The sequence below is a fragment of the Chelatococcus asaccharovorans genome, assembly GCF_003201475.1.
Classification (GTDB): Bacteria; Pseudomonadota; Alphaproteobacteria; order Rhizobiales; family Beijerinckiaceae; genus Chelatococcus; species Chelatococcus asaccharovorans.
The window spans coordinates 1-12,681 of record NZ_QJJK01000013.1; the positions used below are offsets into that span (position 1 = coordinate 1).

The window sequence follows — 12,681 nt, forward strand, 5'->3', positions numbered from 1 at the left end:
CTCCTGGATCGACGCCTACAACACCCGACGACCCCACTCGGCCCTCAACGGCATCCCGCCATTCCAGAGGCTGAACAACCTTCTTGGAAACGACACCTAGAGCACGTTGCGTTTGGATGGAATCCCACGGTCATTCCGGGGCGTTGCGCAGCAACGAGCCCGGAATGACACCGTGGTTCCCTATAAAGTCAGCATCTCTAAAGGTGCCTGCCCTCATCCACCGGCACGACAATCCCTGTCGAACTGGTCAGATTGACGATGCAGGCGACAACCGCCCTCGCCACGTCGTCGGGCCCGGTGATATGGGCGAGCGGCAGCTTCTCCGCCGTCTTCTGCAATTGCTCGCGCGTTCGTCCCGGCACGAAATCCGTATCGACGCCTGCGGGAGACACCGAGAACACGCGGATGTCGGGGGCAAGCACCTTCGCCAGCGCAACGGTCAAAGCATCGACCCCTGCCTTCGCAGCCAGATAGGCGAGACTGCTGCCCAGCCCCGTCCGCGCTGCGATGGAGGAGATGTTGACGATGGACGCGCCTGAACCGCGCTCCAGAAGCGGCCGGAATGCACGGACCATCGCAAACGGCCCACGAAGATTGACGGTGACCGTCCGGCTGAAGATTTCATCGGTGAGGCCGGCAAGGTCGTTTGCTGGAACCGGCGTCGTTGCGCCGCCGCAGTTCACCAGCGCATCGAGCCGACCGTATTCTCTCTCAACCGCGGTCGCGGCCGCATCGATGGAAGCGGTATCGTCGATGGCGATGCGCAAGGCGCGGTGCCCGTCGCCATGGAGGCTGCGCACAACAGCTTCGGCTGCCGCGGCACGGCTGTTGTAGCCAACCACCACAGCCGATCCCATGGCCGCAAGGCGCATCGCCGTCGCCATGCCGATGCCGCTGCTGGCGCCGGTCACGAGGCTGACCTTCGGCACCGCCAACGGAGGAACCCCTCCCACGTTCATCTCTGCGTCTCCCAATAGGGCTGGCGAAGCACCTGCTTGAGGACCTTGCCGACGCTCGACCGCGGCAGGTCTTGCCTCAGTTCCACCGCAGCGATCCGCTGCATCTTGCCGAGGCGCGCATTCGTCCATGCCAGCACCTCGGCCGGGTCGAGGGCGGCCCCCGCCCGCGCCACCACCAGGCCCAGAGGCATCTCTCCCCAGCGTTCGCTCGGCACCGCGATGACGGCCGCGTCGGCGATGCCGGGATGCTCGAGCAGCTTTTCTTCCAGATCGGCCGCGTAGATGTTGAACCCGCCGGAGATGATCATGTCTTTCTTGCGGTCGAGAAGGACGAGGAAGCCATCCGCGTCGAACATGCCGATATCACCGGTGCGGTGGAACGTGGTGCCCTCCGCATCCGTCCAGTAGAAGGCGTCGTTTGCCGCCTTGTTGCGGAAGTAGCCCGACATCATGGTCGGCGAGCGCCCGACGATCTCGCCGCGCGCGCCGGCGGGAAGGAACCGCCCGTCCTCATCGATGATCCTGATGTCGTTGCCGGCGGCTGGCCGGCCGACCGTGTGCGCCTTGTGCGGGAACGCGACGACGTCGAGGATAGAGGTGCACCCGCCCTCGGTGAGGCCATAGATCTCCAGGAAGCCCCCCGGCCACGTCTCCACCACCGCCCGCTTGACTGTCGGAGACAGCGGCGCGCCGGTGCTTTGCTTCATCCGGAAGGAGGTGAGGTCGCGCGTCCGGAAACTGGCCGCGTCCGCGATGCGCTGATACTGCACGGGCACCAGCATCGTATGCGTCGCGCGCTCCGATTCAGCGAGATCGAGGTAGTGCTCGGCGTCGAACTTCGCCATCAAGATGACCCGGCCGCCATGAAACAGCGTGGCCAGCAAGGGCATCAGCGTCGTGTTTGAATAGAGCGGCGTGGCGAGCAGCATGGTGGAACGGGGATCGATGCCGAACAGGCTCCGCGCCGCCTGGCGGTAGCGCATCGCATGCGCATGGACGATGCCCTTGGCGCGGCCCGTCGTCCCCGAACTGTAGATGATGTTGAAGGCGGCCGCGGGATCGGCGACTTCGGCCTCCTCCAGAGGAAACTTGCCCCGCAGAGCATCCGGCAGGCCCTCACCGGGGTCGACCGCAACGATCGGCATGGCATCGAGATCATGCAGCATCGGCAGGCTGTCACGATGCGCAACAATGAGGTCGGGGGTACTGTCGGCGATCATGCCGGCAAGCGCATCACGATGGGCCGAAACCGGCAGCGGCACCGCGCATCCGCCGGCCGCGATGGTGGCGAGATAGGCGATCACGAGTTCGACGCTGGCGCCTCCCAGAAGGCCGATGCGCCCGCTTCCGTCCTTGAGCGCCGGCGCCAGACTTGCGGCGGTGGCGAGCACCCTCTCCCGCAGGTCTCCCCAGCTCACCCCCGTCCCGTCGCAGCGCAGGGCCTCGTCGTGAGGACGCTGCAACGCATGGGCGAGCACGGTCGCGACGAGGCTGCCTTCATGTCCGGCTGCGGTCATCTCTCGTCCTCGATCAGGATGATGCTGCGTGCCACGAGCGCGGGCTTGTCCGATCCTTCGATCTCGACCGTCGAATCGATCTCGATGCGCGTGCCCGATGCCTGGCTGGTCGCCTGAACGGGTGTCATCGTCAGGCGGACGCGACTGCCCACCGGAACCGGCGCAAGGAAGCGCACCCGCTCGTAGCCATAGTTGAAGCCGCGTCCGCGCCTGCGGATCTCAAAAATCTCGCGTTGCAGCCATGGAATGAGCGACAGGATGTAGACGCCATGCGCGATGGTCCTGCCGCCGGGCATATCGCGCCCGGCCCGCACAGGGTCCGTATGCATCCAGTTGTCGTCACCCGACAGCCGCGCGAAATCGTCGATGTTCTTCTGCGTGATGGCGAACCACTGGGACGACCCGATCGGCCGGCCGGCATGCGCGTTGAAATCCATCGCGTGGTCGACCGTCAGCACGGGACGGCTTCCTGGCCATGAGGGATCGCTTCAGCCGATTGTGGATCGACCGCGAGGACCACCTTGCCGATCTGCTCGTTGCGATCGAGCAGCGCATGCGCGGCGCGCACCTCCTGCCAGGGAAAGACGGCATGGATGCGCGTCACCATGCGTCCCTGTTCCAGAAGCGGCCAGACATGCCGCACGAGTTCCTCGGCGATGGCGCCCTTGTAGGAAGCAGGCCGCGGCCGCAGCGTCGATCCGGTCAGCGTCAGCCGGCGCCGGACGACGGCACGAATATTGACCTCCGCGGTCTCGCCGAGGTGGCTCGCTATGAACACGAGCCGCCCATCGGGCCTGAGAAGGTCGAGCTGCTTTTGGGTATAGGGACCGGCCTGCGCGTCCAGCACGACATCGACGCCCTCGCCCTCCGTCAGCCGCCTGACGTCACCCTCCCAGTCGCCGCGATAGTCGATGGCGTGGTGCGCGCCCGTCTCCACGCAGACCCGGCGCTTCTCCTCCGTCCCCGCCGTGGCGATGACGGTGGCGTCACGGAGGTGGCGGGCGATCTGGATGCCGGCGAGGCCGACACCACTCGTCCCTCCCTGGATGAGGAGGGTCTCGCCTCTGGCGAGCCGGGCCAGCCATATGATGTTGTTCCAGGCGGTGAAGTAGACCTCCGGCAACGACGCAGCCTCGACGAATGTCAGGCCACGCGGGACGGGCAGGCATTGGAGAGCCGGAACCGCGCAATATTCGGCATAGCCACCGCCGTTCGCGAGTGCGCACACGCTGTCGCCCGGCTCCAGCCTGTCGACGCCCTCCCCCACCTCTTCCACGATCCCGGCAATGTCCAATCCGGGAAGCGGCGAGGCCCCGGGCGGCGGTGGATAGAGGCCGCGCCGTTGCTGGATATCCGGGCGGTTGACGCCGGCGGCAATGACCCGGACGACCACCTCGCCCGCCGCGGCCCGCGGGCGCGGAAGAGCGATCATCCGCAACACCTCGGGGCCGCCCGGACGCTCGATCTCGATCGCCTTCATCATGCCTCGGCCTCCTCCCGCCAATCGCTTCAGCGTACCCAATCGTGGACGATGGGATTGGATAGCCGGCCAAGTCCATCGATTTCCACGTCCATGACGCCCGTCAGCTTATGCATGTTGACGGAACGATGCCCGTTGGGGAACTTGCCGACACCTTTGGCGGATGTGCCGAAGCAGATCACGTCTCCGGGCTCCAGCGTGAAATAGGCGCTCGCCTCGGCCACCACCTCCTCGACCTTGAAGCGGTAGCTGGCCGTCGAATCGACCGCGAAGGGCTCTCCGTCCAGCCAGCCCTTGACGGTCAGGTTGTTCGGATCGGCGACCTCATCGGCCGTCGTCAGCCAGGGTCCCATCGGGCCGAAGGTGTCGCTCGCCTTCGAGCGCGTGTGATAGACGAAATAGACATCGCGATCGTCGTCGCCGTGGCGGTTGCGCCAGCCGAGGTGGTGCGGGCGGATAAGGTCCGGCTCCCGCGTGGTGGCGATCGAATCCAGCCCGAACTTCAGGCCATGCGAGGTCACGTCGTTGACGATCGTGTAGCCGAAGATCGCCGAGCGCGCCTCCTCGACGCTGATCTTGCGCGCACGGCGGCCGATGACGGCCGCCAGTTCCAATTCCGGTATGGTTTCGCCGTAATGCTCTTCGATGATCACCGGCTTGTTGTGCCCCGTCAGGCAGGACGGCGCCTTCAGGAAGAAGTTGGGAACGCCGGGGTCGCGATGCGCTGCCTTGCGAATGCCCATATTGTTGAAGGCAACGCCGAGAACCTTCGTGGGACGCGGCTGGGCCGGCAGCCAATCGATTGACGCCTCATCGAGAGCGGCGGCGGATCCCTTCGCAAGGGCCGTGCGCGCGCGCTCAAGCTCCTCCTCTCCGCCTTCGATCAGCGCGTTGAGCGACGCTGGCGCCTCGCCGAGATCGGCGCTGGCATAGAGCTCCGCGAGAGGAACCACGCCCGCCCCGGTCAGCGTGACAAGCGTCGGCTTGTTCTCATGGTTGATGGTGCCAAACTTCACGGGTGTCTCCTGAGTTCCGGTTTTGACGGGCGCCGGCGGCCGACGCGGTTGGGCCAAGGCCTCCCGCGCGCGGGGCGCGTTTGCAGGCGGCCCGAATTTGCTCGGTCTGCCGCTGTCAGCGCGCCTGCGACGCGATCAGCTCTCCAACCCGACCAATCTGGCGGGATTGTCCTTGACCATGGTTCGGACATCGTCTTCCGAGAAGCCGAGCGCCAGACACAGCTTGATCGCCTGCCGCATGCCCTCGACAGGCGTCGGATTATCCACCTGGCCGAGATCCGAACCGATCGAGGAATGCTTCACGCCGGCAGCGAGGACGTGCTCCTTCAGTTCCTGCGGCGAAAACACGTTGAAGCGGGAATCGATATAGAGGCAGGCCGACTGTTCGATCAGCGCACCGAGCTCGGCAAGCTGCGTGATGTCCTCATAGGTAAAATGAAGCCCGTACATGGGGTGGTTGACGAGAAGCCGCTTCACACCGCGTCGCTTGGCTTCCTCGAACAGCGTCCAGATCTCCGAAATATGGAGATGGCCGGAGGACAGAATGGCATCGAATTCGGCGACGGAATCGAGGATCTCTTTCACCTCGTCCAGGAGTTCGCCATAGGCGTCCACGACGGATAGCCCGGGCGAGGGCTTCAGCGCCACATTCGACGCGAGCCGCGACTTGCGGCGCGAGCTGCGGATATGATTGGCCGACTGCGCCGTCGGCATCCAGATCAGCTTTGCGCCCATCTTGAGCTGAGCGTCCACGACGAAAGGGTTCAGCCCGCCGACCGAGTTGTTGAGGACAAGGCCGCTGTACATCGCGACGCCGAGATGGCCGATCATCCGGTCCATGATCGGAATGAAGGGCGCGACGGAATAGTGATGATCCTTGAAGAGAATGCCGCGCATGCCGGCGGCGGCCGCCTCTTCCGTCGCCTGAAAGTGGTCTACCTGGCGGGGCATGGTCGACGGTCCGGAATGCACATGCAGGTCCACCGCGCCTTTGAGCAGGGCATCCGCAGCCGCATCGTCAATCGTCTCGATCAACGCGCGTGCCTCATCCCGATAAGTCCCCGAAGCCATTCTTGTCCTCCCTGTGTCGTGCAAAACCATAGAGGTTGACACTTCGCGGCCACAACGTGAGGATCGGCCGCGTTCCGTGCAGCGGAATGGGGGAGTAATTTGGCAATCCGATCGATAGAGCGCGCCATGACGGTGCTGCAGGAAATGAACATGCAGCCCTACACGTCGATCGCCCATCTGCACGCGCGCACGGGACTGCCCAAGGCGACGTTGGTGCGCATCCTGCAGACGCTGGAGGGACTGGGCTATGTTGAAAACGATCCCCGGCTCGGCGGCTATCAGGTCAGCGCGCTGGTGGGGTCGCTCAGCTCGGGTTTCCACAAGGAGCCGATGGTCGTCGAGGCGGGCCGGCCGTGGGCGGTGGCGATCACGCGCAAGTATCAGTGGCCCGTTTCGATCTCGCTTCTCGACCGCGATGCCGTCGTGGTCCGCTTCAGCACCGTGCCCGACAGTTCGATGTCGCCCTTCCACAAGACGGTGAACATGCGGCTTGCCCTGCTGACGCGCGGCATGGGACTGGCCTATCTGGCCTTCACGCCAAAGGAGGAGTTCGACCTTATCATCGAGATCCTGCGCCGTTCGCAGGATCCGGAGGACAGCCTGGCGCATAATCCGGCGAGGCTGAACCAGCTGATCGAAAAGGTGAGGCAGCGTGGTTATGCCTCGCGGGTCCGGCATGTGGAGCCGAGGAACTCCAACACCATCGCCGTGCCGATCATGAACGATGCTGGCCGTGTCGTCGCAAGCCTCGGGCTGACCTATTTCACCGCCGCCTTCTCCGAAGCAGAGGCGTGCGAGCGCTACGTGGCGGTTCTCAAGTCCACCTCCGCGGAGATCACGCGGGATCTCACCCGGATCAGAAATTCATTCATTTAGACGCGGGCCGGCACCGGGCGGCGGGGTACCCGGCCGAGGGAGACCATCGTCATGACCACCTCGTCATCCTGGTTGGTCACGCTGACCTGCGTGCGCACGACGCCAAACCCTGGCCGCGTCTTGCTGCGATCGGTCTCCACGACGGTGCGGACCACGCGCAACCTGTCGCCCGGCCGGACCGGGCGACGCCAGCGCAGCTCATCGATGCCCATGCCCACCACGGGCGTTTCGCCGTAGCCGCCGGCCTCGACGAAAACGCGCATGCTCAGCGCGGCAATCTGCCAACCGCTGGCGATGACGGAGCCGAAAGGCCCGTCTGCGGCCTTTTCCGGATCGATATGGATCGGCTGCGGATCGTAGTCCCGCGCATAACCGATGATTGCGTCCTGGCTGAGCGTGAACGGCTCGCTCGCCCAGGTTTCGCCGATTGCGAAATCCTCGAAATAGCGTCGCACGCTGTTGTCTCTCCTTTGTCCTGGAATGAAGGGCCGGGTGACCGTCATTCCCCTCCCCGCCGGCCCATCCACCGTGTCGGCTTTCCAAAGTGGAGGTTGAACGGCCGCGCGGACCGCGCGCAAGCGACTGACCGCATCCGTTCCGGTTGGCGGAACGAAGACACAACAGGGTTTGATCGAAATCGACTTATCCGCCATCCCTTCAAGCCGGTCCGTGGGCGTGGCTGACAGCGACGGGAAGAGGATTGCGGGATCCGCCGATCGGGCAAGGATCCTTGAGCGATCGCGGCCCCTGACGCAGGGCCCTCGTCCAACGTCTTCGCCCATCGTCTTTCCTATGGCGACGCGCGTAGCGGACGCGGGAAAGAGCCAGTCTGCGGAATAGCACGGTGAGGCCGCTCGCCGGTAAGATCACACCGCCGGCGTCTGTCTTGCAGGATGGCCCGGCTCACGACTATGCATTCCGGCAACGGTCAGACATTGGTTTCGGCGAGGGATTTCGCCACAGGTCGTAAAACAAGATCGGGAGGATAAATCTTGAACCACCAGTTTGAAGACAGGCCGGCGGCATGACGATCAACTCGGAACTGCTGGCAGCTCTGCTGTTTCTCGTCTTCGGCGCGGCCGCCGTGCTGCTGGGATGGGGGTATGGGCTCGGAACCCCCTCGCGGCTGGGCACCGGTGCGATGCCGGTGCTGGTCGGCGGCGTGCTGTGTGTTCTCGGTATCGCCCAATTCGCCAACGCCACGAAGGCCGCCCGCGCCCGCCAGCGACTCCCCAGGGCCTTCTCGCGCGCGGAGGTCCGGCCGCTGCTGCTCGTGCTGGGCGCGGTGCTGGCCTTCGCCGCGCTCGTGATCCCGGCGGGCCTCATCCCAGCCTTGGTTGTCCTGATCGCCATCGCCTGGTCCGCCCAAAGCGGCGGACAGAGGTGGGAGATCGCGGGTGCCATGGTCACCGTGATTGCCCTCATCATCGCCATCTTCAAGCTTGGCCTTGGTCTTCCGATCAGGCTCTTCCCCGCAGGGTTTTAAGCCGTGGATTTCTTTTCGCTTCTCGCCCTCGGGATGCAGGTCGCCCTCAACCCGGTGAACCTCCTTTACTGCCTCATGGGCGTCACCCTCGGCACCGCCATCGGCGTGCTGCCGGGCGTCGGCCCCATCATCACCATCGCCCTATTGCTGCCGCTCAGCTTCGGCCTGCCCCCCGAAGCGTCAATCATCCTGCTCGCGGGCATCTACTATGGGGCCGCCTATGGCGGTTCGACCACCTCGATTCTCGTCAATCTGCCGGGCGAGGCCTCCTCGGCGGTGACCTGCATCGACGGCCACCAGATGGCCAAGCAGGGTCGCGCGGGAGCCGCGCTTGCCGTGGCGGCGCTCGGCTCGTTCTTCGCCGGCACCGTGGGCACCATGCTGATCGCGCTGGCCGGACCGCCGCTTGCGGCCATCGCCAAGCGCTTCGGTGCCGCCGAATATGCCGCGCTCGTGTTCGCCGCGCTGCTGATGGTCGCTGCCATGACGCGCGGCGGCGTCATCAAGGGCATCGGGGTTGCTCTCCTCGGCATCATCTTCGGGCTGGCGGGATCGGACATCCTGACCGGCACCTTCCGTTTCACATTCGGCGTCCGTGAGTTGCGGGACGGCATCGACTTCGCCGTCCTCGCCGTCGGGCTGTTCGCGATCGCCGAGATCGTCGGCAACATCGCCTCTGGTGATCAGGGAACGGTGACGACCAGCAAGATCGGCAGCCTCTGGCCGACCCGCGATGATTTTCGCCGGTCCTGGCCTGCCGTTCTGCGCGGCACCGGTGTCGGTTCATTGCTCGGTGTCCTGCCCGGCGCGGGCATGGCGATGAGTTCGTTTTCGGCCTATATGGTCGAGAAAAGCATCGCCAAGGAGCCCGAGCGTTTCGGCACGGGTGCCGTCGAAGGTGTGGCAGCGCCGGAGGCCGCCAACAACGCCGCGTCTCAAACCAGCTTCATCCCGACGCTGCTTCTGGGTATTCCCGGCAGTCCGGTGATGGCGCTGATGCTGGGCGCCTTCATGATCCACGGTGTACAGCCGGGCCCACGCATGATGGGCGAGCACGCGCCGCTGTTCTGGGGCCTCATCGTCTCGATGTGGATCGGCAATCTTTTCCTCGTCATCCTCAACCTGCCGTTGATCGGCCTCTGGGTGCGGCTGCTCAAGGTGCCTTACCACTGGCTGTACGTATTCGTGCTCGCTTTCGCCTGTGTCGGCGTGTTCACGATGGGCTCCTCGCCCTTCCAGGTCTACGCGCTCGTCTTCTTCGGCGTGCTCGGCTACCTGCTCAGGGCCGCAGGTCTAAGCCCCGCCCTGTTCATCCTAGGGTTCATCCTCGGCCCGATGTTCGAGGAGAACTTCCGGCGGGCGATGGCGATTTCACGCGGCAACGCGATGGTCTTCGTGGAACGCCCGATCAGCCTGATCTTCATCCTGCTCGGTCTCGCGGTCGTGCTGCTCGCCACGACCTCCTTCATCCGGCGCGGACGCGAGGAGGCCACGGCCGATTAAGCCCGGATGGCCCCGTCATTCCTGCCGGGGCCACCTGGTAACAGGGGATCTTGCAGATCCTCTCTCCTCCCCTCCGGGACGGCTGCTATCGCGTCGATGCCGCCTCCCGTCTCAGCCGGGCGACCATGCCGCCGACATCATCGAGCCGTTCCAATGCGAGGATCGAGCCCATGATGTCTTCCGCCATACCGACCGGGATGACGCCATCGACATTGGCCCGGAACTTGTCGACGTAGACCGCTTCGGTCGCCGGGTTTCGTGCGGTTCCGATCATGTCCTCGACCGTGTGGCACAACTCCCGGCCATCGTTGAAGACGATGGTGACCTCCCCGCGCGATCGGCTCAGATCCCCCGCGGCGATCGGATCGGCGACATGGACGACCTTGTCGGCCAGCGCATTGATGAGGGGGTTGCGCAGGCTCTCCTCCGCATAGCTGTTCTTGTCGAAGCGCCCCAAGGCCAAGGCCTCGGCCACCGTGTGCTGGAGGCTGATGCGGCCATGCCAGGATGTCAGCGGCCGGCGCTTTTCCTCCAGCGGCTCGCATACCGTGCGGAAGGAGCGCGGCATGATCGCGCATCGTATCTCGCGGATCTCAGCCGGATCGATCGCACATTGCTTGCGCAGCGCGAGCGCGGCCGTGATGAACGGCATCAGCGTATAGGCGCAAGGATAAAGCTTCGTGGCGATATCGAGGGAATGCCAGTGTTCACCCAGGCCGTCGGTCAGCGCCGCAAAGCGGAAATCGGGCCGCGATTGGATATAGCTGCCATACCAGCCGAATTTGCCCTCGAACACGCGCGCCGGGCCGGATATGCCCTCTGCGGCGAGCGCAACAGCCCGCACCGCGGACGCAGCGGCGAATCCGACATGCAAGGTCTTGGTCGCGGTTCCGTCCTCGAAGGATGCGATGGAGCCGGCCGAAAGGCTCGCAGCCGTTCCGACCGCATCGGCCATTGTCTGCGCATCGAGTTGCCGCAGCTTCGCCACCGCGTAGGCCGCACCGAAGACGCCATAAACGCTTGTCGGATGCAGGCCCACCTCATGCATGCGCACGGGCGAGACCAGCCCGAGCCGGCACAGGATCTCCGAGCCCACGATCACCGATTCCAGCCATTGCCGGCCGGTGAGGCCGCGCGCCTGGGCAATGGGCAGCGTCGCGGCCACGATCACGCCCGTCGGGTGAATGTTGGTGGCGATATGCGTATCGTCGAATTCGAGCACCGCGGAGGCGACGCCGTTGATGAAGGCAGCCCCCGCGATGGAGGTTTCATCCCCGTCGAGAAGCGGCCGGACGCCCCGTCCACCATCGGCCTCGGCCTGCGCACGCCGCGCCGCCGCGACGGTCTCATGCGCGGCGGAGGCGATCATGACGCCCATGATGTCGAGTATCCGGAGCCGGGCGTCGGCGACCACCTCCTGCGGTGCGTCGTCCAACGTGAAGCCCTCGGCCCATTCAGCCAGATGCGCGCTGAGACCGCCCATTCATACCTCGTCGGAAAACAACAATGCGAGGCCACAGCCCCTGGACATGACGACCCGGCAGGCATCCCTGCCTGCGGGGGCGATGGGTTCGATAGCCCGGCCTATTTCTTCAGCCCCATGTCGGCCAGAAGTGTTTCGTAGTGCTGGTATTCCTGGCTCAATGCCTGGTTCAGTTCATTGCGACCCATGAACCGCGCCTTGACACCGGCGCGAGACAGGAGATCGTTGAATTCAGCGGACTCGCTCGCATTTTTCAGCGCAGCTTCAAGGGCGCCAAGCACGTCAGCCGGCGTCGCCGCGGGCGCCATGACCATCTGCAGCCCGGTTCCGCGGATCGAGGCGTAACCGAGTTCGGCAAGCGTCGGGACGTCGGGCAATTCGCTCAGGCGCTCGTTGCCGGGGACCGCCAGCGGCGTGACCGCGTCCTGCTTGACCTGTGCGATGGCGGCTGCGTCGAGCATGAACTCGATGTCCCCCGAAAGCACGGCCTGCACAACCTGCGCCGCGCCTGGATAGGGAATGTGGTTGGCATCGACGCCGATGGCGCGCAGCATGTCGACGGTCGCGATATGCCCGGTCGACCCCACGCCAACCGTGCCGTAGTTCAGTTCCCCGGGATGCTTCTTGCCATAGGCGACGAACTCTTCGAAGGTCTTCACCGGAAGCGTCTTCGATGCCACCAGAACGCGCGGCGCCTCGCTGACATTGGCCACGGCAGTGAGATCGCGAAGGGGATCGAAGCCGACCGAGGCGAGATGCGGCGCCGTGGTAATGATGGCATTGCCTGCCAGGAGCAGCGTCGACCCATCTGCGGCCGCCCGCGCGGCGCGCTCCGCCCCGATGGAACCGCCGCCGCCGCCGACATTCTCGACCACGAACGTGGCCGCGAAACGCTTTCCAAGCTCGCTTGCGACAATGCGTCCGACGGTGTCGCCCGCGCCGCCTGCTGCATAGGGCACGATCAAGGTCACCGTGTCCGCCGGATAGGCGTCCTTCGCTGACGGCGTCGCGACCATAGCCGCAACCATCAGAGCGGACCCGACAACTGTGCCACAGGTCCTGAGAATTAGGTTCATTGCGCCCCTCCCGAAGCATGCTTGAATCACATTATCTGGAATAGTGGCAGCCATACGCGACCCGCGCACTTTTATGATCATACCGTTTCGCCTGTCGGAATGGCGTGCGTTGAGATGCGCGTGATACAGGCGACATCCTCCCGCCGGCTGTCCCTATCGTGTGGCTGCAGAAGCGGCCTTGCGCAACTGGCGAACGTGCTGCGGTTCAAAATTG

Annotated in this window: 13 protein-coding genes; 4 read left to right on the top strand and 9 right to left on the bottom strand. The window is 65.0% G+C overall.

The window, feature by feature from the left end:
• Positions 1-100: integrase core domain-containing protein (locus C7450_RS35215; RefSeq protein ID WP_146227543.1), on the top strand; the 100-nt coding region annotated here is incomplete at its 5' end.
• 97 nt (positions 101-197) lie between these two features.
• Here the strand turns inward: C7450_RS35215 and C7450_RS26435 are convergent.
• The 6 genes from C7450_RS26435 to C7450_RS26460 all read right to left on the bottom strand — a co-directional run bounded on the left by C7450_RS26435 (position 198) and on the right by C7450_RS26460 (position 6,043).
• A complete protein-coding gene (locus C7450_RS26435) occupies positions 198-959 on the bottom strand; it encodes an SDR family NAD(P)-dependent oxidoreductase (protein WP_245450131.1) in 762 nt (253 codons plus the stop codon).
• Positions 956-2,476: a class I adenylate-forming enzyme family protein gene (locus C7450_RS26440; RefSeq protein ID WP_110377488.1), complete on the bottom strand. Its 1,521-nt coding sequence runs from the start codon at positions 2,474-2,476 to the stop codon at positions 956-958. The genes C7450_RS26435 and C7450_RS26440 overlap by 4 nt, the downstream gene beginning before the upstream one ends.
• The gene (locus C7450_RS26445) at positions 2,473-2,934 is read right to left on the bottom strand and encodes a MaoC family dehydratase (RefSeq protein ID WP_110377489.1); all 462 of its coding nucleotides are present in this window, start codon (positions 2,932-2,934) and stop codon (positions 2,473-2,475) included. The genes C7450_RS26440 and C7450_RS26445 overlap by 4 nt, the downstream gene beginning before the upstream one ends.
• Entirely contained in the window at positions 2,928-3,959 is a 1,032-nt protein-coding gene (locus C7450_RS26450) for an NAD(P)H-quinone oxidoreductase (protein ID WP_425351262.1), read from the bottom strand. The genes C7450_RS26445 and C7450_RS26450 overlap by 7 nt, the downstream gene beginning before the upstream one ends.
• Positions 3,960-3,985: 26 nt before the next feature.
• Entirely contained in the window at positions 3,986-4,972 is a 987-nt protein-coding gene (locus C7450_RS26455; protein ID WP_110377490.1) for a fumarylacetoacetate hydrolase family protein, read from the bottom strand.
• Between the two features lie 135 nt (positions 4,973-5,107).
• Positions 5,108-6,043, bottom strand: a complete 936-nt coding sequence (locus C7450_RS26460) for a DUF6282 family protein (protein WP_110377491.1) — start codon at positions 6,041-6,043, stop codon at positions 5,108-5,110.
• Positions 6,044-6,142: 99 nt separating this feature from the next.
• On the opposite strand from C7450_RS26460, the gene C7450_RS26465 reads away from it, so the two are divergent.
• The gene (locus tag C7450_RS26465) at positions 6,143-6,919 is read left to right on the top strand and encodes a DNA-binding transcriptional regulator (RefSeq protein WP_110377492.1); all 777 of its coding nucleotides are present in this window, start codon (positions 6,143-6,145) and stop codon (positions 6,917-6,919) included.
• Here the strand turns inward: C7450_RS26465 and C7450_RS26470 are convergent.
• Complete coding sequence (locus C7450_RS26470; protein ID WP_110377493.1) at positions 6,916-7,374, bottom strand: MaoC family dehydratase; 459 nt, start codon at positions 7,372-7,374, stop codon at positions 6,916-6,918. The two genes, C7450_RS26465 and C7450_RS26470, sit on opposite strands and share 4 nt — an antisense overlap.
• Before the next feature lie 569 nt (positions 7,375-7,943).
• Here C7450_RS26470 and C7450_RS26475 point away from each other — a divergent pair.
• Together C7450_RS26475 and C7450_RS26480 are read left to right on the top strand one after the other, a co-directional pair.
• Positions 7,944-8,405, top strand: a complete 462-nt coding sequence (locus tag C7450_RS26475) for a tripartite tricarboxylate transporter TctB family protein (protein WP_110377494.1) — start codon at positions 7,944-7,946, stop codon at positions 8,403-8,405.
• Positions 8,406-8,408: 3 nt separating this feature from the next.
• Positions 8,409-9,908: a tripartite tricarboxylate transporter permease gene (locus C7450_RS26480; protein WP_110377495.1), complete on the top strand. Its 1,500-nt coding sequence runs from the start codon at positions 8,409-8,411 to the stop codon at positions 9,906-9,908.
• An 85-nt stretch (positions 9,909-9,993) separates the two neighbouring features.
• Here the strand turns inward: C7450_RS26480 and C7450_RS26485 are convergent, their stop codons facing one another.
• Positions 9,994-11,391 (bottom strand): MmgE/PrpD family protein, encoded by a 1,398-nt coding sequence (locus C7450_RS26485; protein ID WP_110377496.1) that lies wholly within the window; start codon positions 11,389-11,391, stop codon positions 9,994-9,996.
• Positions 11,392-11,492: 101 nt separating this feature from the next.
• Positions 11,493-12,467, bottom strand: a complete 975-nt coding sequence (locus C7450_RS26490; protein ID WP_170147450.1) for a Bug family tripartite tricarboxylate transporter substrate binding protein — start codon at positions 12,465-12,467, stop codon at positions 11,493-11,495.
• Between the last annotated feature and the right edge of the window lie 214 nt (positions 12,468-12,681).

Excerpts from the sequence above, each read along its gene's own strand:
- C7450_RS26435 (WP_245450131.1), bottom strand. The coding sequence starts at position 959 with ATGAACGTGGGAGGGGTTCCTCCGTTGGCGGTGCCGAAGGTCAGCCTC.
- C7450_RS26440 (WP_110377488.1), bottom strand. The coding sequence starts at position 2,476 with ATGACCGCAGCCGGACATGAAGGCAGCCTCGTCGCGACCGTGCTCGCC.
- C7450_RS26450 (WP_425351262.1), bottom strand. The coding sequence starts at position 3,959 with ATGATGAAGGCGATCGAGATCGAGCGTCCGGGCGGCCCCGAGGTGTTG.
- C7450_RS26460 (WP_110377491.1), bottom strand. The coding sequence starts at position 6,043 with ATGGCTTCGGGGACTTATCGGGATGAGGCACGCGCGTTGATCGAGACG.
- C7450_RS26475 (WP_110377494.1), top strand. The coding sequence starts at position 7,944 with ATGACGATCAACTCGGAACTGCTGGCAGCTCTGCTGTTTCTCGTCTTC.
- C7450_RS26485 (WP_110377496.1), bottom strand. The coding sequence starts at position 11,391 with ATGGGCGGTCTCAGCGCGCATCTGGCTGAATGGGCCGAGGGCTTCACG.
- C7450_RS26490 (WP_170147450.1), bottom strand. The coding sequence starts at position 12,467 with ATGAACCTAATTCTCAGGACCTGTGGCACAGTTGTCGGGTCCGCTCTG.